This window comes from Leifsonia sp. NPDC014704 (genome assembly GCF_043083605.1).
In the GTDB taxonomy this organism is placed as follows: domain Bacteria; phylum Actinomycetota; class Actinomycetes; order Actinomycetales; family Microbacteriaceae; genus Leifsonia.
The window spans coordinates 1,916,722-1,935,674 of record NZ_JBIBYW010000001.1 but is presented as its reverse complement, the minus strand read 5'-3'; the positions used below and the strand labels follow the sequence as shown (position 1 = coordinate 1,935,674).

Genomic DNA, 18,953 nt, shown 5'->3' with positions numbered 1-18,953 from the left:
GCATGAGCGACGCGGACGCGCTGGCGAAGGCGCAGGCGGAAGCACTGGCGGCGGCCGAGGAGGCCGAGCGGCTGCAGGCGGAGGCGGCCGAGGCCGTCCGGAGGGCGCAGGAGGCGTCGGCCGCGGCGGAGGCTCAGGCCGCGTCGCTGCGGGAGGCCGCTTCGACCGCGGCGGCCGCGGCGACCGCATCAGCAGCGTCGACCTCGACACCCGGATCCGCGGCGCCCACGACCGCCCCGCCGCCGACCTCCGGCCCCCTGGATGCCGCAGCCGTCGAGACGATCCGTGCCGGCTACGCGTTCGAGGGCGACGTGCTGGAGTTCGGCGCCCTCGTCAACGGCGACCCGCTGCCGGATGTGCCGATCCGCATCCCGATCGCCATGACCAACCGTCACGGCCTCGTCGCCGGAGCGACCGGCACCGGCAAGACCAAGACGCTCCAGGTGCTCGCCGAGCAGCTGTCGGCGGCGGGTGTCCCCGTGTTCGCGGCCGACATCAAGGGCGACCTCTCCGGCATCGCGGCACCAGGCGAGGCGAACGACAAGCTGCTCGAACGCACCCGCGGCATCGGCCAGGACTGGGCACCGCACGCGGCGACGACCGAGTTCTTCTCACTCGGCGGCGTCGGCCGCGGGGTGCCGATCCGGGCGACGGTCGCCGGGTTCGGACCGCTGCTGCTGTCGAAGGTGCTCGGCCTCAACGCGACGCAGGAGTCGAGCCTCGGGCTGGTCTTCCACTACGCGGAGCAGGCGGGGCTGCCGCTTCTCGACCTCGCCGATCTGCGCGCCGTGCTGACCTATCTGGCGAGCGACGACGGCAAGGAGGAGTTGACGGGGCTGGGCGGGCTCTCCGGCGCGACCGTCGGCGTCATCCTGCGCGAGCTGATCGCCTTCGCCGACCAGGGCGCCGAGGCCTTCTTCGGCGAGCCGGAGATCGACACGGCCGAGTTCCTCCGCACGGCACCTGACGGCACGGGCGTCGTGAGCCTGCTGGAGGTGCCCGGCGTGCAGGACAAACCGGCCGTCTTCTCCACGTTCCTGATGTGGCTGCTCGCCGACCTGTTCAACGACCTCCCCGAGGTCGGCGACCTCGACAAGCCGAAGCTGGTGTTCTTCTTCGACGAGGCGCACCTGCTGTTCCGGGACGCCTCGAAGGACTTCCTTGCGGCGATCACCCAGACCGTCCGCCTCATCCGCTCGAAGGGCGTCGGCATCTTCTTCGTCACCCAGACGCCGAAGGATGTCCCGTCCGATGTGCTCGCGCAGCTGGGCTCGCGGGTCCAGCACCAGCTGCGCGCGTTCACACCGGACGACGCGAAAGCGCTGAAGGCCACGGTGTCGACGTATCCGACCTCCGGCTACGACCTCGCCCAGGTGCTGCAATCGCTCGGCACCGGTGAGGCCGTCATCACGGTCATGAACGAGAAGGGCGCACCGACGCCGGTCGCCTGGACGCGCCTCCGCGCACCGCAGGGCTCCATGTCTCCGGCTCCCGAGCAGCAGGTGGATGCGACGATCGCCGCCTCCCCGCTGCAAGCGAAGTACGGCACCCCGCTCGACCGCGACTCCGCCCGCGAGATGCTCGGCCGCAAGCTGGACGCTGCCGCGGCCGCCGCGGCGAAAGCGGACGCTGACGAGGCCGCGGTCAAGGCGGCCGCCGAGGCGCAGAAGGCAGCCGAAGCGCAGGCGAAGGCCGATGCGAAGGCGCGCGAGGCGGCCGAGCGCGCCGCGCAGAAGGAGTACGACCGGATCCTGCGCCAGACCTCGCCGCGCAGCACGACGCGGCGCACCTCATCCGGCTCGTCGAAGACCGTCTTGGAGCAGGTGCTCGGCTCGAAGGCGACCCGCGACATCCTGGGCAGCGTGGTCGAGGGCATCTTCGGCACCCGCCGTCGCCGCTGAGCCGCGGCCGGAACGTGGAGCCGGGCTCAGAGCCCGAGGAGCGTTCGCGCCCGTTGCGCCACCCCGGCCGCCGAGGCGTGCGCGGCGCCGTCCTGCTCCGCCCAGACCGTGGACAATGCACCCCAGGCGAGCGCCCAGCGCAGCACCCTGTCCTCGCTCCAGCCCGTCTCCGCAGCGATCACCGTGACCGCGCGCTCCAGACGTCCTGGCGCGAGCGCCGTCGCGGGGTCGGGGTTGCAGAGGATGTTGGCCACGTCGAAACCGGGGTCGCCGTGCAGGGGCTTCGGATCGATCGCGAGCCACCCGCGCGGCCCGAAGTCGAGTACGTTGCCGTGGTGCAGATCGCCGTGCAGCACGACGTCCCCGACGGGATGCCGCAACAGCTCCTCGGCGACCTGCGCGGCGACGTCGAACAGCTCGCCGCCGGCCGCATTCCCTCGGCGCAGGAGGTCGCGGAACCAGCGGCGGAGGTCGAAGAGGCCGTCCGGCCGCTGCCCGGCTCCCGCTGCGTGAAGCCGGCGACCGGCCCGGCAGAGGATGCGCGTCGCCTCGTCGTCGCCCGCGGCGCCCGAGCGCGAGAGCTGCCCGAGGTTGCGGGCCCCGGTCGCACGCTCGAGGAGCACAGCATCCGCGTCGGCTTCGACGACGGCCGCGGCTCCCTCGCCGCTCCACCAGGCGATCACGGCTCCGCCCGCCCGTTCCTCCTCAGCGGTCGCGACCTTGAGGAAGAGGGGCTCCCCACGGTGCCGGACGGGCTGCAGAACGCTCGACGGTGTCGCGAACGCCGCCCCGTCGGGGTCGAGTCGCCAACGTTCGCGCCACGGCGACAGCGCGGCGTCGAGGTCGGTCACTCCTGCCCCTCGGCCGCGGCGTAGGCGCCGGGGGTCGCGCCGATGACCGACGTGAAATCCCGGCTGAAGTGCGCCTGGTCGGCATAGCCCAGCTCGGCGGCGAGATCTGCGAGGGAGGGAGGGGCGCTCGAGCGCAGCGCGGCCGCCGCCTCCTGCAACCGGTAGCGCTGGATGAGCCATTTCGGCCCGAAGCCGATGTGGCCCGCGACCAGGCGCTGCAGGTGCCGGACGCCGAGCCCGAAGCGGTCGGCGAGCTGTTCGACGCGGAGCAGGGTGCGGTCGCCCTCGACCGCTGCGACGATGCGGTCCACAAGGCGGGCGTCCCCGTCGGGCTCCGGGATGCCGTCCAGCCACGCCTCGAAGGCCGCGATCGCGCCCGCGTCGTCGTCGCCGGCCATGCGCTCGCGGACAGCGGCGACCATCCCCGCTGCGCCCTTCCCGATCGGCAGCCGGTCGAGCGGGACGACGGGCGGCAGACCGCGCAGGGATGCGCCGGTCCAACCTTGCGAGACGCCGGGATGAAGGAGCACGCCGAGCGCCCATCCCGAGCCCTCCAAGGTGCGGGAGCTCATCCCGCGGTGCGCCCGGTACAGCGCGGCGGACCGCTCCTCGACGACGAGGTTCGCCGTCGGGTACTCGAGCACGTCCTGTCGGATGCTCGTCCCGTCCGGGAGCTGCCAGCGGGGGAGCCAGTAGTGCCGCACGAACGCGGCTGCACGTCCCTCGGCGGCATGCCGCGCGATGGATACGGGCGCGGCCGGGGCGACACGGCTCGGAGTGAGCAGGCCCTTGCTGCGCGGTTCGACCTCGGTGCGCGGCGTCACCCTGTCATCCTGGCACGCCGGCTCGGCGCATGACGTGGGCTCCGGCGGGCAGCGCTCGGGTGGCTCAGCGACCGACCGGGATGCGTTCGAACCAGTACAGGAGGCGCGGCCACGCCCGACGCAGCTGTCCGTGCGTCATGGGCTCCTCCGGCCGGGTGACCGGCACATCCAGCTCTTCCGCGATGCGCTCCATGTCGTCCGCCGACCAGAACTGGCCACGCATGCGGATGAGCAGCCGACCTTCGGGTGACGCCACGAAGAGCTGGGGGAGGACGTCGAGGGTGCTGCGCTCGTAGACCTGAACCAGGATCACCGCGCCCGCCTCGCCGTGACCGACGTGCACCGTCCGCCCGAAGAATCCGCGCTCGCGCACGCCGTCCGGCCCATAGCTGATGGTCGTGTTGAGGAACGAGGCCACGCCGACGACCGTCGCCGCGATCACGACGAGGTGCGCGATGAGGACGAACACCCAGGCGCCGGAGGGGATGGTCAGCCAGTAGAGGACGGCGAACACCGGTGTCGTGAGGGCCAGCACCGCGACGATGCCGCGTGTGAACAGGTGCCGGTGCGGGCGGAGGACGGTCTCAGGGGTTACTGCCACATCCGTCCCCACCTCGGCTGGTTCACTCACCAGACGAGCCTCGCCCAAACCGCACACGTCCGGTAGCGGCATTTTGGGGGACACCCATTCGTGGGACGGGCGGCACCGCCGCCCGCAGGATCAGCCGGCGGCCCTGCCCACCAGTTCGCGGACGCGCTGCTCCTCCTCCGGCCCGAGGTCGAGGATGGCGAACGCCGTCGCCCACATGGGCCCGTCGTCCAGCTTCGCCGGGTCGTTGAAGCCGAGTGTGGAGTACCGCGTCTTGAACTTCGACGCGGGCTGGAAGAAGCAGAACGTCTTGCCGCCGATGGCGTAGGCGGGCTGCCCGTACCAGAGCTTCGGCCAGACGTCCGGCACCGTCTCGGTGACGATCGTGTGGATGCGCTCCGCAAGTGATCGGTCGTGCTCCGGGAGCTCGGCGATCTTGGCGAGCAGGTCGCGGGTATCGTCCTCGCGCGTGGTCTTGCCCTTGCGCGCGGTCTTCACCTCCTTCGACCGCTCCTTCATGGCGGCGCGCTCCTCGTCAGTGAAGGCGGGAGCCGCGGATGAGGTCTCGGTTGTCTTCGTCATAGTCCGACCGTAGAGCGGACAGGGTCTGCGGCGCTTCTCCGAAACTGCTCAGCTGACCGCTATGCGGTCGCTGCCGACTTCTTCCCGTCGGTCCGTGCGGTGCCCCGCTTGCGGACCTCGCGCAGCACGATCTGCTCCGGGCAGACGGTCGATAGGAAGTCGCCGACCGAGAGCGCCAGCCGTTCCCCGGCCAGCGAGTAGAGGATGCGGTTCGCATCCCGTCGTTCGGTGACGAGACCCGCCTGACGCAGCACGCTGAGGTGCCGGGAGATGGTCGGCCCTGTCGCGTTGAAGCGGGCCGCGATCTCGCCGGCCGCGAGCTCCCCGTCTTTCAGGTCCTGCAGGATCTGCCGCCGGGTCGGGTGGGCCAGCGCTGCGAAGATGTCGCTCGCTGAGTCTGTCATGTTTGCACTATAGCACCATTGCTATATACAGTTTAGCTACATTGCTAATAAGCGAAGGAGTGAGAGATGCGGACAGCCATCACCGGCGGCACCGGTTTCATCGGCCGCCACCTCGCCGAGCGTCTCGGCGATGAGGCCATCGTGGTCTCGCGACGCACCGGAGTCCAGATCGACGACGTGGATGCGCTCGCCGAGGCCTTCGCGGGCTGCGACACGGTCGCGCACTGCGCCGGGATCAACCGCGAGATCGGCGACCAGACGTTCCAGCGCATCCACATCGACGGCACCCGAGCGGTGATCGAGGCAGCGCGGCGGGCCGGCGTGCGCCGCATCGTGATGGTCAGCTTCCTGCGGGCACGGCCCGACTGCGGTTCGGGATACCACGAGTCGAAGTGGGCGGCCGAGGAGCTGATCCGCGCCTCGGGGACCGACCACACCATCCTGAAACTGAGCATGGTCTACGGCCCGGGCGACCACATGGTGGACCACGTGACCCGGGCGGTGCGGACGCTTCCCGCCTTCGCCACCGTCGGCTTCCGCGAGCGGACCGTGCGCCCGGTCCCGGTCGCCGACGCCGTCGACGTACTGGTGGCGGCACTGGAGGGCCGGGTCGCGGAACCGACCGTCGCCGTGATGGGGGCGGAGGAGTTCACCCTCGGCGAGGCCGTTCGCCGCATCGCGCGCGTCGCCGGCCGCCGTCCGATCTTCTTCCCGGCGCCGGTCTGGACGATCCGCGCGCTGGCGCAGCTGACCGAGTGGACCATGGTGGTGCCGCTGGTGGCGAAGGCGCAGGCGCGGATGCTCGCGGAGGGTGTCGCCGAGTCGGCACCGCACGCCCCCGAGCTGCCGCCCGAGCTGCGGCCATCACGACCGTTCAGCGACGACAGCATCCGCGCAGCAATGCCCGATGGCCGTTTCTCGCTCGACGACCTGCGGATCGTGCGCGCCGTCGGCTGACGGCGCCGGGCGCTCGCGCACTGATCGACCCTCCCGGGGCCGCGGTCAGGGACCGATCAGCGCGGGTCGACCCGGACAGTGGCCGCCCGGGTCTTCGCGGTCACCATCGGCGGGTAGTAGGGGCTCGAACCGTACTTCGCCTCGTAGGCGCTGTCGATCCGGTCGTTGAGGGCCGTGTCGTCGATCGGCGTGAACGCGACGTCCTTCTGGATGCCGTCCGCGGTGATGCGCCCCGCGCGCTGCGCCAGCGCCGACTGGTACCAGCGCGAACCCGTCCCGTTGTAGGCGCGCACGTAGACGCCGTCATCGACGACCACCGACCAGATCCAGGTGAGGGTGCCGAGCGTGACGCCGTCGGACCGGAAGGGCGCGATGTGGAAGTCGTCGGTCGCCGCGATGGCGTGCAGCTCGTCGGGTGTCCAGGTTCGCTCGTCCATTCTCTCGAACCTAGGTCGCTGCGACCGGGCATGGGATGCCCTGCCAGTACACCTCTCGTCAGGGACTCCCTCGATGGCGCCGATCACGGTGTGCTTGAGTGCGTGACAGCCTCCCTCACTTCCCCCTCCGTCTCCCGCGTGCGCGTCGGCCGCCCGCTGGCGACCCTGCTCCTGGTGCTCACGGTGTTTGGGCCCATCTCGATGGACCTCTACCTTCCTGCGCTGCCCGCACTGACGAGCGAGCTCGGCGCGGCGACCTCGCTGGCGCAGCTGACCGTGACCGCGTGCCTGATCGGCCTGGCCGCGGGGCAGCTGATCGCCGGTCCGCTCTCGGACCGGTTCGGACGGCGCGGACCGGCGCTGATCGGGGTGGCGGCGTACATTGTCGTCTCGGCGCTGTGCGCGGTGAGTCCGACCATCGAGATACTCGTCGCCGCCCGGCTGGTGCAGGGTCTCGCGGGCGGGGTCGGCATCGTGATCGCCCAGGCCGCCGGCCGGGACGTCTACGAGGGCGGCCGTCTGATCCGCTTCTACGGACGGCTGACCGTCATCGGCGGGTTCGCCGCGATCGTCGGCCCGCTCCTCGGTGGGGCTCTGACCGCCGTTCTCGACTGGCGCGGCCTGTTCGTGGTCCTCGCCGTCATCGGTGCGGTCATCCTCCTGTGGGTGGCGGTCGGCTTCCCGGAGACCCTCGGCCGGGACGCTCGCACGGCGGCCGGCTTCGCGGTGATCGGCCGCGACATCCGGCTGCTGCTCTCCGACCGCCGGTTCGTCGGTGCGGTGGTCGCGCAGGGCTTCGTCTACGCCGCGCTCTTCGCGTACCTGAGCGGCGCGACCTACGTGCTGCAGGGCGTCTACGGTCTCTCCCCGCAGGGCTACGCCCTCGCGTTCGGCCTCAACTCGGCCGGATTCATGGTGTTCGGCTACCTGGCCGGACGGCTCAGCGAGCGCTGGAGCGTCACCGGCACGCTGATCGTCGGCCTCGTGGTCGCGGGTGTCGGCGCGGCGGGACTCCTGTTCGCCGGCCTCACGGCCGTGCCGCTGGGGGTGGTGGTCGTGTCGCTCTTCCTGCTCGCGGCGGGCACCGCGATCACGAGCCCGCCCTCGACGACGCTGGCGCTCGCGGACTATCCGCAGATCGCGGGCACGGCGTCTTCCCTGCTCGGAGCCGCGCGGTTCGCGTTCGGGGGAGTGGCCGCTCCGCTCGTCGGGGTCGCCGGGTCGTTGAGCATCCTCCCGCTCGGCGTGGTCACCACCGTCTCCATCGCTCTGGCCGCCGTCGCCGCGACGGTCTTCCTGGTCCGCCGGTCCGTGCAGACGCCCTGACCGCGGCCCTCCGTCGGAGATCCGGAACCCAGCGGAGATCCTGCGGCTCACGCCCCGAATCTCCGTCCCCGCCGCGGCCCGTCGGAGATTTCGGCCACTTTCTCCTACGCAACCGGACGGTCATTATGATCACGACATGAGCGATTCTCGCCCGGCGGTGGTCGCATGCGCCTGGGCCTTCGTGGTGCTGGCCGCCGCTGCCCTAGGCGGGTGGCTCCTCCTGAACTCCGACGGTGCCCGGAGTGCGTGGTTGCTGTTGCTGGTCGCGTTCGTCTTGATCGCGTGGGCGGTCTTCCTGTTCATCGCACTGAGCCGCGATCCTTCTCGACGGTCTGTGCGGCGTCGTCCGGGGAAAGTCGTGACTACGCACACGCTTTCGTTCACCGTCGGCCAGGACGAGAAGCATGTCGTGGACTTCGCGTTCGACCAGATGTGGGGCTGGCTGACGATCGCCGTCGACCGCGCGGTGATCATCAAGAAGTTCATCACCTTCAGCCTTCATCTCCGCCGGACCTTCGAATTCACGGTCGGGAATGTGGAGCGCCACGCCATCCGGATCGAGAAGTCGCGCCCGCTCTTCGCATCCTTCGCTCGCCCCCAGCCGACCCGGGCGTTCTGCGACGGCGTATTGGTGGCGGAGGACGACGGCATCTCCTAGAAAGACGGCGATGGCCCGCTCGGAGTGTCGTCGGCCGGAGCGTGAGTACGGTGGAGTTCGTCCACACTCCACATGCCCGGGAGGTTCGAGGTGCACATCCAGGACGCCGAGTTCACGTGACCGCCATGCTCCCGACCGACGCCGAACGCCGCCTCGCCCTGCGGCGGATGAAGGCGCTCGCGACAAGCTTGCTCGCTGTGGCCGCCGTCGTGTTCGCCGTCGCCTTCGCACTGCAGGACCGTTACCCCTGGCTCGGCTTCGTGCGCGCCGCCGCCGAGGGGGCGATGGTGGGAGCGCTGGCGGACTGGTTCGCTGTGACCGCCCTGTTCCGGCATCCGCTCGGGCTCCGCATCCCGCACACGGCGATCATCCCGACCCGAAAGGACGAGATCGGGGCGACCCTCGGCGATTTCGTGGAGACCAACTTCCTCTCGGACGAGGTCGTCGCCGGCAAGCTGCGGAGCATCGACCTCGCCGGCGCGGTCGCCGACTGGCTCTCCGAGCCGCAGAACTCGCGCCGCGTGGTGGCGGAGTCCTTCCGCGGCATGACCGGGCTCGCCGCGCTGCTCGACGACGACCGGATGCGGGAGGCGATCGAGTCGGTCGTGCGCACGCACGTCGTCGCGCCGGAGTGGGGCCCGCCGCTCGGACGGCTCGGGGAGCGTGTGCTCAGTTCGGGCGGCCACCATGAGGCGGTCGACCTCCTGCTGGACCGGCTGGACGAGTGGCTCGCCGCGAATCCGGAAGCGTTTGGACCGGTGGTCTCGCGGCGTCTCCCGTCGTGGCTGCCGTCGTTCGTGGATCGCGTCATCGATGAGCGTCTCCACGCGGAGGCGCGGCGGTTCGTCCGTGAGATGCGCGACGACCCCGACCACCGCCTCCGCCGCTCGCTCGACGACTACCTCGCCCAGCTGACCGACCGGCTGCAGCACGACGAGGCGACCATCGAGCGCCTGGAGGCGGCGAAGGGTCGCGCGTTCGATGACCCCCGGATCCGCGAACTCGCCGCATCCACCTGGTCAGCCGCACGCACGGCCGCCCTGGATGCGCTCTCGGAGGAGGACAGCGACCTGCGCCGCCGCGCGGAGGCCTTCGTCGCCGACGTCGCCCGCCGCGTCCTGGCCGACGACGACATGCGGGCATCCCTCAACACCCGGCTGACCGATGCCGCGCTGCACCTGGTGACGACCTACCGCAGCGACATCTCGCACGTCATCACCGAGACGGTGCAATCGTGGGATGCGGCCGAGACCACCGACAAGATCGAGACCCAGGTCGGCCGCGACCTGCAGTTCATACGGATCAACGGCACGGTCGTCGGCGCGCTCGCGGGGCTCGCGATCTACAGTGTGGCGACGGGTATCTCGGCGCTGCTCTGAGCGTTGGTCTCGAACGGGAATCCGAACCGCGGATGAACGCTGCGAGCACACGGTGGCGCATCCCAAATGGCGGAGAATGGGGGATTCGAACCCCCATCAAGGCCCCAGAGCGACTTGGAAAGAGGGCTACGTCCGCGTAATCCCGCGAAAGTCGCATCTCCCGTTATCTCAGTAATTCGCCCAGATCTCAAAAGGCGATGCGGTTCCTCGCTGTCGTATCAAACGCCTCTTCGGTTCTCATGATCGTCGGTAGCACTTTGGAGGGCATCATTCTCCTCTCGATCGAGTCACGATGCGCTCGTGATGGGTGGAGACCATTCCCAGAGGCGTGCGGCCTTCCGGTTCGCGATCCCACCGCCGACGAGACGCGTGAGCCGGGTCATCAGCCCGTACGTCAGCGGGCTGGTGGACAGGCTCACCTTCGGGTCCTGCCTCGCCATCCGCGCAACCATCTGGGTCCGCGCGCGCCGATCGCCGTCGTAGCGCACCAAGGCCGCTGGGAGGTCGGAGGCGCGGTCCAGCTCGGCGGAGAGGCTGGTCGCATCCTCCAGCGCCTGGCATGCGCCTTGCGCGAGGAAGGGTGTCATCGCGTGAGCTGCGTCACCGAGCAGAGCGACGCGCCCGTTCACGAATGTCTGCAGGGGGTCGAGGTCGAAGATGTCGTGGCAGAGCACGGCGGTCGGCGGCGTGGCGGTGAGGAGCGCCGGGATCGGGTCGTGCCACGCACCGACGCGGCGGCGTACCTCGGCGAGATTGTCGCCGTACCGCACCCCGGGTTGCTCCTGGCGCACAGTGAGGAACCAGAACACGCGCCCACCGGTGAGCGGATGCGCGCCGAATCGGGCGCCCCGGCCCCAGGTCTGGAAGCCTCCTGGACCGCCGTCCGGCCACGCGAAACCCGGTTCGGTCACGCCCCGCCAGCACAGGATGCGCTGGAAGACCGGGCCGGGCGCGTCCGGCCAGACCGCGCGACGCACCGCGCTGCGGATGCCGTCCGCTCCGACCAGCAGATCGCCCTCGGCCGTTCGCGTCCCCGCGGAGGTCTCGTAGGTGACGCTCGCCGTCTGCCCGGACTGATCGACGGCGGTAACCCGCGCGCCCGTGCGCACGACGTCCGCGGGGAGCTGGTCGGCGAGTACGCGTTGCAGGTCGGCTCGGTGGTTGGCCAGAAGGGGCGTATCCCGCCCGGGCTGGAAGCGCATCAGGTAGTCGCCGTTCGGGATGCGCAGCGTGGACCCTGCCGCTGTCGGCACCGAGACCTCTCGGAACCGTTCGCCCACGCCCAGTGCGTCCGCCGCCCGCACAGCGTTCGGAGCGAAGGACCAGCCGGCGCCGAGCTCCTGCAGTTCGGGCGCCTGCTCGAGCACGGTCACCGACCATCCCGCGCGCCGGAGTCCGACCGCTACCGCGAGACCGCCGATTCCGGCACCGACGATGATCGCCTTCCGGGTCATCTGCTCGTCCTCTCCGTTGGCCTGCCTTCGGTGGGTCGCGGAGCATCGGTGAACCGGTCGACCATCCAGTCGTAGACGTCGTGCGCCACGCGGAGACGCTCAGCGCGACCGCCGTCGGCTCCGGCCAGTGTCATACCGTCCGCGGCGATGTCACGGAACTCCGTCAGGCTGGCGACCCGACGGCGGATCACCATCTCCCAGGCGTCGTCGTCCACGCGGTAGTAACTCGTCCGCTCGCGTGGACGCGTACGCCGGCGCACGAACTGCGCGTCCATCAGCACTCGCATGTTGGTCGCCAGCGACGCTTTGCTCGCGCCGATCGCTGCCGCGATCTGCCCGGCGGACTGCTCCGGGGGGTCGCAGATCATCAGCCATCCCAGGATGCGGCCCGCGATCGGAGGGACCCCGTATTCGGCGGCGCAGAACATCGCCATCCGCTCGACCCACTCGAGCACGCGCTCGTCGTTCTTCATCCCGCCTCCGTAGTCCAGTAAGTTCAGTATGTTCCGAACTAACTGGATGCACAACGGGTCGAGGGGCCGGCGGTCGTTAGGATCGAGCCGGCGGAGAGGGGGGATCGCACATGCGAGCAGTCATGGCGGAGCAGTATGGCGGGCCGGAGGTCCTGCATCTGACGGAGGTGACGGAGCCGAGGCCAGGGCCCGGGGAGGTCACCGTCCGGGTCGAAGCCGCCGCCGTCGGTCTGATCGATGTGCTGTTCCGCCGTGACGGCTTGAACGGGCTGGTCGGCGTCCCGTTCATTCCGGGGATCGAGGTGGCGGGTCGTATCGCCGAGGTGGGGCTGGGCGTCGGCGGATGGGTGCCGGGCCAACGGGTCGTCACCATGAGCCGGCCAGGAACCGCGGGCTATGCCGAGGTCGTGGTCGTCCCCGTCAACGTCGTCCTCCCGCTCGGCCCTGAGGACGGCATCCAGGCCGAGACCGCTGTGGCGACCGTCCCGAACACGGTCACGGCACTCGCAGCTCTGGGCGAAGCGGCTCGACTGCGTGCGGGCGAACGGGTGCTCGTGCTCGGAGCGACCGGAGGTCTGGCTGGCGTTTTCCCGGCAGTCGCGCACATGCTGGGCGCCGGAGAGGTCGTCGGCGCGGTCTCACGCGCCGCGTCCATCCAGGACGCCCGGGCCCTGGGATACGACGACGTCGTTCTCATCGAGAACCTGAGTGGGTCGCAGGCTTGGTTCGATGTCGTCGTCGATCCGATCGGCGGCCCGCTCCGGGCGACGGCCCTGAGCCTGCTACGACCGCTCGGGCGGCTGATGGCGGTGGGGAACGCCTCCGACGCCGATCAGTTGATGGTGGGGACCACCGATATCTGGCTCAACAACGTCGGAGTCGTCGGGCTCAACATCGCCGCCTTGATCGAGGCCGAGCCGGAGCGCGTTCAAGCCCTCGCCGCCCGGGCCGTGGAGCTCGTCCGGTCGGGCGAGGTTCTCGTCCCCGTCGAGGCCGTTCCGCTGCATGCCGCCGCGGACGCGCACCGACGGTTGGAGAACAGAGAGGTTCGCGGTCGCATCGTGCTCACACCGTCCCCCATCGCCGGGGTGATCGACGGCGCCCCTGCGGCCGCACCGGGCTCACGGGCGGGGACACGATCATCGCCCTGAACGGCGCACCAATCGCCTCGGCGCAGGCGTTGACCCAAGCGCTGAGCTCGCTCACCCCGGGCCAGTTGATCAGCCTGACGTGGACCGACGCCGCCGGCGCCTCTCACACGGCCGACATCACCCTGGCGAGCGGGCCTGCCGCGTAACGATCGCCCGGATCCACCATCGCCGTTCCCAGGTGTGCACATTTTTTGCCCACGATTGAATCGCAAACCGGCTTGACCGTGCTCGACGGAGCCGGGCTCGAACGCCTCACTCCTCACGACCTCCGGCACACCGCTGCGAGCCTGGCCGTCAGCTCTGGCGCGAATGTCAAAGCCGTCCACAGGATGCTCGGCCACAAGTCCGCTGCGATGACCCTGGACACCTACGCCGATCTCTTCGACGACGACCTTGACAAGGGTCGCGATGCGTCTCAATGAGGGTGGGCATCAGAAAAATTTGGGCAAAGTGTGGGCACGGAGGGCTGACTCGGCATCCGTAACAAACAGCAAAGGCCCCGACTTCCGTGTAATCACGCGGAAGTCGGGGCCCTTTGTAGTCTGGGGAAATCGGCGGAGAATGGGGGATTCGAACCCCGGATGGACGCTGCGCGCGCACCGGGCGGCGCATCCTTGAATGTGGCGGAGAATGGGGGATTCGAACCCCGGATGGACGCTGCGCGCGCACCGGGCGGCGCATCCCGAATGGCGGAGAATGGGGGATTCGAACCCCGGATGGACCCTGCGCGCGCACCCGGCGGCGCATCCTTGAATGGGGCGGAGAATGGGGGATTCGAACCCCGGATGGACGCTGCGCGCGCACCCGGCGGCGCATCCTTGCATGTGGCGGAGAATGGGGGATTCGAACCCCGGATGGACGCTGCGCGCGCACCGGGCGGCGCATCCTTGCATGTGGCGGAGAATGGGGGATTCGAACCCCCGAGGGCTTGCACCCAACACGCTTTCCAAGCGTGCGCCATAGGCCACTAGGCGAATTCTCCTGGTCGTCGCCTTTCGCTGTCGCGGCCGGCGGCTCCCAGTATCTTACCCGAACGCCGGAGGGCTTCGTGCACGCGGCCTTCATCCGCAGCCGCTACAATCGTTGTTGGCTCCCCACGTGGCGCCATCCAGGCCAACTCCCCCAGGGCGGAAACGCAGCAAGGGTAACCGGGCTCTGGCGGGTGCGTGGGGAGTCTTTTCATGTCCAGCCGTGTGTCACCGCCGCCGCGTATATTGTGGCCAGCAGTCCCGGATCTTCTACACCCCGTAGAATGATTCGTGTCTCCCGTGGAGCGATGGATGGACGGGGTGCCGCAGTGACCGAACAGCTGACCGAGCTGGCGACCGAAGCGTACGTGGTGGGCTTCCCGCTCGTGTTCGACCTGGAGCAGGTCGTGCGGTTCACGGAGGAGGGCATCGGGTCGGTTCCTCCGACGCCGTACAACTCGTTCGGGCACGCTCGCGAGCTGGCGGGACCCGATGACACCTTCGTCTCGATCAACAACGACACCGTCTACTCGATCGCCCAGGTCGATCTGGGGGTCGGGCCGGTGAGGCTCAGCGTTCCGCCTGCCGGTGACCGTTATTTCGTCCTGCAGTTCGTGGACGCCTGGACCAACAACTTCGCCTACATCGGCACCCGGGCGACCGGGGGAGGCGGTGGCGAGTTCCTGCTGCTTCCGCCCGACGATGAGGTCGCGCCCGACACCTCCGGCCTCCCGGCCATCCGCTTCCCCACACGCGTCGCGACGATCGTCGGACGCTGGGCGGTCGACGGCGCCGACGACCTGCCCGCCGTCCACGCGTTGCAGGACGCACTCACGCTGACGCCACTCCACCAGACGCTCGTTCCGCCCCAGGGCGTCCCCGCGGTGGACGGCGGACAGGGCGAGGCACTCGACTTCTTCGAGAAGCTGCGCGTGTGGTCGCAGGAGTTCCCGCCGGCGCTGCGCGATCGGCCCGCGCTCGAGTCGTACGCACCGCTCGGGCTGGTGAGCCCGTACACGATCGCTGAACAGCCGGAGGGTGTGCGCCAGGCGCTCGCCGCCGGGTACGCCCTCGGCAAGGACGCACTGGAGTCCGCCCTGCGCACCTCCGGAACCCTGACCGACCATTGGGCGGTCAACCTCCACGTCTTCGACTACAACCTCGACTTCTTCGAGCTCGGCGCCATCGACGCGCCCGAGTGGAAGCTGCACGACCCGCGCACCCGGTACGCGCACCGCGCCGCGGCGGCGCTCGGCGGGCTGTGGGGCAACCACGCCTACGAAGCGGCCTACATCATGACCTACGAGGATGCCGACGGCGAACCGCTCAGCGGCGAGCACGTCTACCGCCTGCGGCTGAGCCCTACGCCGCCGGTGGGCGCCTTCTGGTCGCTGACCATGTACGACCTCCCGCACTACTACCTCGTCGCCAACCCGATCGACCGCTACTCGGTCGGCGACAGGACCCGCGGGCTCGTGTACGACGACGACGGAGGATTGACCATCACGATGAGCGCCACCCGACCGACCGACGAGAAGGCGGCTGCCAACTGGCTGCCGGCGCCCAGCGGGCGCTTCCGCCCCATCCTCCGCCTGTATCTGCCGGGCGACGAGGTGCTGGACGAGCGCTACGGCATCCCGGCGATCGAGCGGATCGGCTGACGTGGCGCGCTCCATCTACATCACCTCGGCCGAGGGTCACACCGGCAAGTCGACCGTCGCCCTCGGCGTGCTCGAGTCCCTGCGTCACTCCGTCGAGCGGGTGGGTGTCTTCCGCCCGATCGCGCGGTCGACGGACGAACGCGACTACGTTCTCGAGCTGCTCCTCCAGCGGATCACGGCGGACATCTCCTACGAGGACGCGCTCGGTGTGACGTATGAGGACGTCCACACCGACGCAGACGCGGCCCTCGCCGAGATCGTGCAGCGCTTCCGCGCTGTGGAGGCGCGCTGCGACACCGTGGTCATCCTCGGCTCCGACTACACGGACGTGGGCAGCCCCACCGAGCTCGGGTACAACGCCCGGATCGCGGCGAACCTCGGCGCGCCGGTGCTGCTCGTTCTGGGCGGCCGCATCGGCCAGGGCTTCGGGGAGCGCCTCGGTCAGGCCGACCCGCGCTCGCCGGAGGAGCTCCGCCAGCTGGCCGAGATCGCCGTCGCCGAGCTGCGCACCGAGCACGCCGGCCTGCTCGCCGTCATCGCGAACCGGGCGGACGACGGGATGCTGGAGCAGATCGTCTCCGCCGTCGGATCGGTCGTCGGTGCGGCGGCGGTCGCGGCCGGCAGTGCGGACCGCCCGCCGGTGTGGGCGATCCCGGAGGACCCGTTCCTGGTGGCGCCGAGCATCCGCTCCATCATGGAGGAGACCGGCGCGACCCTGATCGCCGGCGAGGAGGCGCTGCTGGCCCGCGAGGCGCTGGGAGTGGTCGTCGCCGGGATGTCGATGAACAACGTCCTCCCGCGCCTGGTCGACGGCGCCGTCGTCGTCGTGCCGGGTGACCGCACCGAGGTGCTGCTGGCGGTGCTGATGGCGAACGCGTCCGGCACCTTCCCGTCGATCGCGGGCATCGTCCTCAACGGCGGGTTCGACCTGCCGGAGCCCATCCAGCGGCTGCTCGCCGGTCTGCGCTCGCCGCTGCCGATCGTGCGGACCGGGCTCGACACGTACGACACGGTCGTGCGGATCACGCACGCGCGTGGCCGGCTCGCCGCCGACTCGCAGCGCAAGTACGACACCGCGCTCGCCCTGTTCGAACGGCATGTGGATGCGGGCGCACTTCTCGCGCGCCTCAACGTCTCCCGGCACGACGTGGTCACGCCGCTGATGTTCGAGTACGACCTGATCGAGCGCGCGAGGGCCGCGAAGAAGCACATCGTGCTGCCCGAGGGGGAGGACGACCGCATCCTGCGCGCCGCCCACACCCTGCTGGCGCGCGGGGTCGCGCAGCTGACCATCCTCGGTGAGCCGTTCGAGGTGCGGTCGCGGGCGATCGAGCTCGGCCTCGACCTCTCCGGAGCCGAGGTGCTCAGCCCGTTCGACGATGTGATGCGGCTGCGGTTCGCGACCGAGTACGCCCGGCTGCGCGCGCACAAGGGCATCACGATCGAGCAGGCGTCCGACACGATCACCGACACGTCGTACTTCGGCACGATGATGGTGCACCTGGGGCTCGCCGACGGGATGGTGTCCGGCGCCGCGCACACGACGGCGCACACCATCCGGCCGGCTTTCGAGATCATCAAGACGACCCCGGGCGTCTCGGTCGTGTCCAGTGTCTTCCTGATGGCCCTCGCCGACCGCGTGCTCGTCTACGGGGACTGCGCCGTGATCCCGGACCCGACCTCCGAGCAGCTGGCCGACATCGCTGTCTCGTCCGCGCGGACGGCCGAGCAGTTCGGGATCGAACCGCGCGTCGCGATGCTGTCGTACTCGACCGGCGACTCGGGCGCCGGGGCGGATGTCGAGAAGGTCCGGACGGCGACCGAGCTGGTACGGGAGCGCGCGCCGCAGCTCGCGGTGGCGGGGCCCATCCAGTACGACGCGGCGGCGGATGCGGCGGTCGGCGCCGCGAAGATGCCCGGATCGGAGGTGGCCGGGCGGGCGACCGTGTTCATCTTCCCGGACCTCAACACCGGCAACAATACCTACAAGGCGGTGCAGCGGAGCGCGGGCGCCGTCGCGATCGGCCCGGTGCTGCAGGGTCTCCGGAAGCCGATCAACGACCTGTCCCGCGGGGCGACCGTCGACGACATCGTCAACACCGTGGCGATCACCGCGATCCAGGCGGCCCTGTCATGAGCGCCGTCCTGGTCGTCAACAGCGGCTCGTCGTCGTTCAAGTACCAGCTGATCGACAGCGAGACCGAAGAGTCGCTGGCCTCGGGCCTGGTGGAGCGCATCGGCGAGTCGAGCGGGCACACCACGCACCGCGGGCCGAACGGCACGAGCGAGCGCACGCTCGAGATCCCGGACCACACGGCGGGGTTCCGCGCCATGCTCGACGCGTTCGCGGCGGACGGCCCCAGCCTCGACGAGAACCCGTTGGATGCGGTCGGCCATCGCGTGGTCCACGGCGGCAAGCGGTTCTTCGAGCCGACGATCGTCACGCCGCTCGTCGAGATCAACATCGAGGACCTCTCCGACCTCGCTCCGCTGCACAACCCGGCGAATCTCGAGGGCATCCGTGCCGCGAAGAAGGCGTTCCCGGACGTCCCGCACGTCGCCGTGTTCGACACCGCGTTCCACCAGACGCTCGCGCCGGAGGCATACACGTACGCGATCGACGCTGAACTGGCGGAGCGCCACCGCGTGCGGCGGTACGGCTTCCACGGCACATCGCACAAGTACGTCTCCGAGACGGCGGCGGCCATCCTCGACCGCCCGCTCGGCGAGCTGCGCCAGATCGTCCTGCACCTGGGCAACGGCGCGTCCGCGTGCGCGGTCGATGGCGGGCGCTCGGTGGAGACGTCGATGGGGATGACCCCGCTGGAGGGCCTCGTCATGGGCACGCGGTCGGGCGACCTCGACCCCGCCGTCCTCATCCACTTGGCGCGGCGCGCGCAACTGTCGACGGACGACCTCGACGAGCTGCTGAACCGCCGGAGCGGGCTCCTCGGCCTCTCCGGCACAGGCGACATGCGCGACGTCCGGCAGGCGGCGGGCCGCGGGGATGAGGCTGCGCGGCTCGCGCTGGATGTGACGGTTCACCGCCTCAAGCACTACATCGGTGCGTACACCGCGCTGCTCGGACGCCTCGACGTGCTGACCTTCACAGCCGGAGTCGGCGAGAACGACGCGGCGCTCCGCGCGGAGGTGCTCTCCGGGCTGGAGGTGCTCGGCATCCGGCTCGACCCGGAGCGCAACGCGAGCCCGTCGCGCGACGCGCGGGTCATCTCGGCCGACGACTCCGCCGTGACCGTGCTGGTGGTGCCCACGAACGAAGAACTCGAGATCTCCCGGCAGTCGCTCGCGGCGGTCCGGGAAGCCACCGGGGGCTGACA

General features: G+C 70.2%; 17 protein-coding genes, 1 tRNA gene, 1 other RNA gene and 1 pseudogene. 11 read left to right on the top strand and 9 right to left on the bottom strand.

Annotation, left to right across the window (positions count from 1 at the left end; all coding sequences use genetic code 11):
- The first annotated feature begins 2 nt into the window (after positions 1-2).
- On the top strand, positions 3-1,901 hold the full coding sequence (locus ACF1AJ_RS09410) for a helicase HerA-like domain-containing protein (protein WP_391507076.1): 1,899 nt from the start codon (positions 3-5) through the stop codon (positions 1,899-1,901).
- Positions 1,902-1,927: 26 nt separating this feature from the next.
- Here ACF1AJ_RS09410 and ACF1AJ_RS09405 read toward each other — a convergent pair whose 3' ends face one another.
- From ACF1AJ_RS09405 to ACF1AJ_RS09385, 5 genes are all read right to left on the bottom strand, one after another.
- On the bottom strand, positions 1,928-2,752 hold the full coding sequence (locus tag ACF1AJ_RS09405; RefSeq protein WP_391507075.1) for an aminoglycoside phosphotransferase family protein: 825 nt from the start codon (positions 2,750-2,752) through the stop codon (positions 1,928-1,930).
- Complete coding sequence (locus tag ACF1AJ_RS09400) at positions 2,749-3,576, bottom strand: helix-turn-helix domain-containing protein (protein ID WP_391507074.1); 828 nt, start codon at positions 3,574-3,576, stop codon at positions 2,749-2,751. Before ACF1AJ_RS09400 ends, ACF1AJ_RS09405 begins: the two co-directional genes overlap by 4 nt.
- 64 nt (positions 3,577-3,640) lie before the next feature.
- Positions 3,641-4,207, bottom strand: coding sequence for a hypothetical protein (locus ACF1AJ_RS09395; protein WP_391507073.1), 567 nt, complete (start codon positions 4,205-4,207; stop codon positions 3,641-3,643).
- A 90-nt stretch (positions 4,208-4,297) separates the two neighbouring features.
- On the bottom strand, positions 4,298-4,747 hold the full coding sequence (locus ACF1AJ_RS09390) for an iron chaperone (RefSeq protein WP_391507072.1): 450 nt from the start codon (positions 4,745-4,747) through the stop codon (positions 4,298-4,300).
- A gap of 59 nt (positions 4,748-4,806) precedes the next feature.
- A complete protein-coding gene (locus tag ACF1AJ_RS09385; protein ID WP_309856844.1) occupies positions 4,807-5,151 on the bottom strand; it encodes a metalloregulator ArsR/SmtB family transcription factor in 345 nt (114 codons plus the stop codon).
- A 66-nt stretch (positions 5,152-5,217) separates the two neighbouring features.
- On the opposite strand from ACF1AJ_RS09385, the gene ACF1AJ_RS09380 reads away from it, so the two are divergent.
- The gene (locus tag ACF1AJ_RS09380) at positions 5,218-6,108 is read left to right on the top strand and encodes an NAD-dependent epimerase/dehydratase family protein (protein ID WP_391507071.1); all 891 of its coding nucleotides are present in this window, start codon (positions 5,218-5,220) and stop codon (positions 6,106-6,108) included.
- Positions 6,109-6,164: 56 nt separating this feature from the next.
- Here the strand turns inward: ACF1AJ_RS09380 and ACF1AJ_RS09375 are convergent, their stop codons facing one another.
- On the bottom strand, positions 6,165-6,545 hold the full coding sequence (locus tag ACF1AJ_RS09375) for a DUF2255 family protein (RefSeq protein WP_391507070.1): 381 nt from the start codon (positions 6,543-6,545) through the stop codon (positions 6,165-6,167).
- A 102-nt stretch (positions 6,546-6,647) separates the two neighbouring features.
- Here ACF1AJ_RS09375 and ACF1AJ_RS09370 point away from each other — a divergent pair, with 102 nt between their 5' ends.
- The 3 genes from ACF1AJ_RS09370 (at position 6,648) to ACF1AJ_RS09360 (ending at position 9,908) form a co-directional block, all read left to right on the top strand.
- On the top strand, positions 6,648-7,871 hold the full coding sequence (locus tag ACF1AJ_RS09370) for a multidrug effflux MFS transporter (protein ID WP_391507069.1): 1,224 nt from the start codon (positions 6,648-6,650) through the stop codon (positions 7,869-7,871).
- A 136-nt stretch (positions 7,872-8,007) separates the two neighbouring features.
- Positions 8,008-8,529: a hypothetical protein gene (locus ACF1AJ_RS09365; RefSeq protein WP_391507068.1), complete on the top strand. Its 522-nt coding sequence runs from the start codon at positions 8,008-8,010 to the stop codon at positions 8,527-8,529.
- A gap of 125 nt (positions 8,530-8,654) precedes the next feature.
- Positions 8,655-9,908 (top strand): DUF445 domain-containing protein, encoded by a 1,254-nt coding sequence (locus ACF1AJ_RS09360; protein ID WP_391507461.1) that lies wholly within the window; start codon positions 8,655-8,657, stop codon positions 9,906-9,908.
- Positions 9,909-10,195: 287 nt separating this feature from the next.
- On the opposite strand, the gene ACF1AJ_RS09355 is transcribed toward ACF1AJ_RS09360, so the two are convergent.
- Positions 10,196-11,362, bottom strand: a complete 1,167-nt coding sequence (locus ACF1AJ_RS09355; protein ID WP_391507067.1) for an FAD-dependent monooxygenase — start codon at positions 11,360-11,362, stop codon at positions 10,196-10,198.
- Positions 11,359-11,835 (bottom strand): hypothetical protein, encoded by a 477-nt coding sequence (locus tag ACF1AJ_RS09350; protein WP_391507066.1) that lies wholly within the window; start codon positions 11,833-11,835, stop codon positions 11,359-11,361. Before ACF1AJ_RS09350 ends, ACF1AJ_RS09355 begins: the two co-directional genes overlap by 4 nt.
- Before the next feature lie 110 nt (positions 11,836-11,945).
- Between ACF1AJ_RS09350 and ACF1AJ_RS09345 the strand changes: the two genes are divergently transcribed.
- Positions 11,946-12,986: a zinc-binding alcohol dehydrogenase family protein gene (locus ACF1AJ_RS09345; protein ID WP_391507065.1), complete on the top strand. Its 1,041-nt coding sequence runs from the start codon at positions 11,946-11,948 to the stop codon at positions 12,984-12,986.
- Positions 12,987-13,228: 242 nt separating this feature from the next.
- Positions 13,229-13,384 (top strand): annotated as a pseudogene (locus ACF1AJ_RS09340) (tyrosine-type recombinase/integrase); the annotation flags it as partial.
- A gap of 496 nt (positions 13,385-13,880) precedes the next feature.
- Here ACF1AJ_RS09340 and ACF1AJ_RS09335 read toward each other — a convergent pair.
- Positions 13,881-13,968: transfer RNA gene (locus ACF1AJ_RS09335), tRNA-Ser, on the bottom strand.
- A 103-nt stretch (positions 13,969-14,071) separates the two neighbouring features.
- On the opposite strand from ACF1AJ_RS09335, the gene ffs reads away from it, so the two are divergent.
- The 4 genes from ffs (at position 14,072) to ACF1AJ_RS09315 (ending at position 18,951) form a co-directional block, all read left to right on the top strand.
- An RNA gene (gene ffs / locus ACF1AJ_RS09330) (signal recognition particle sRNA small type) lies at positions 14,072-14,168 on the top strand.
- 115 nt (positions 14,169-14,283) lie between these two features.
- On the top strand, positions 14,284-15,615 hold the full coding sequence (locus tag ACF1AJ_RS09325) for a DUF1254 domain-containing protein (RefSeq protein WP_391507064.1): 1,332 nt from the start codon (positions 14,284-14,286) through the stop codon (positions 15,613-15,615).
- Position 15,616: 1 nt separating this feature from the next.
- Positions 15,617-17,752: a phosphate acetyltransferase gene (gene pta / locus ACF1AJ_RS09320; protein WP_391507063.1), complete on the top strand. Its 2,136-nt coding sequence runs from the start codon at positions 15,617-15,619 to the stop codon at positions 17,750-17,752.
- Complete coding sequence (locus ACF1AJ_RS09315) at positions 17,749-18,951, top strand: acetate/propionate family kinase (protein ID WP_391507062.1); 1,203 nt, start codon at positions 17,749-17,751, stop codon at positions 18,949-18,951. The genes pta and ACF1AJ_RS09315 overlap by 4 nt, the downstream gene beginning before the upstream one ends.
- Positions 18,952-18,953 lie beyond the last annotated feature (2 nt).

Bases quoted from the DNA above. Each gene is read 5' to 3' on its own strand.
- ACF1AJ_RS09410 (WP_391507076.1), top strand. From the start codon at position 3: ATGAGCGACGCGGACGCGCTGGCGAAGGCGCAGGCGGAAGCACTGGCG.
- ACF1AJ_RS09390 (WP_391507072.1), bottom strand. From the start codon at position 4,747: ATGACGAAGACAACCGAGACCTCATCCGCGGCTCCCGCCTTCACTGAC.
- ACF1AJ_RS09385 (WP_309856844.1), bottom strand. From the start codon at position 5,151: ATGACAGACTCAGCGAGCGACATCTTCGCAGCGCTGGCCCACCCGACC.
- ACF1AJ_RS09380 (WP_391507071.1), top strand. From the start codon at position 5,218: ATGCGGACAGCCATCACCGGCGGCACCGGTTTCATCGGCCGCCACCTC.
- ACF1AJ_RS09375 (WP_391507070.1), bottom strand. From the start codon at position 6,545: ATGGACGAGCGAACCTGGACACCCGACGAGCTGCACGCCATCGCGGCG.
- ACF1AJ_RS09365 (WP_391507068.1), top strand. From the start codon at position 8,008: ATGAGCGATTCTCGCCCGGCGGTGGTCGCATGCGCCTGGGCCTTCGTG.
- ACF1AJ_RS09360 (WP_391507461.1), top strand. From the start codon at position 8,655: ATGCTCCCGACCGACGCCGAACGCCGCCTCGCCCTGCGGCGGATGAAG.
- ACF1AJ_RS09355 (WP_391507067.1), bottom strand. From the start codon at position 11,362: ATGACCCGGAAGGCGATCATCGTCGGTGCCGGAATCGGCGGTCTCGCG.
- ACF1AJ_RS09350 (WP_391507066.1), bottom strand. From the start codon at position 11,835: ATGAAGAACGACGAGCGCGTGCTCGAGTGGGTCGAGCGGATGGCGATG.
- ACF1AJ_RS09345 (WP_391507065.1), top strand. From the start codon at position 11,946: ATGCGAGCAGTCATGGCGGAGCAGTATGGCGGGCCGGAGGTCCTGCAT.
- ACF1AJ_RS09315 (WP_391507062.1), top strand. From the start codon at position 17,749: ATGAGCGCCGTCCTGGTCGTCAACAGCGGCTCGTCGTCGTTCAAGTAC.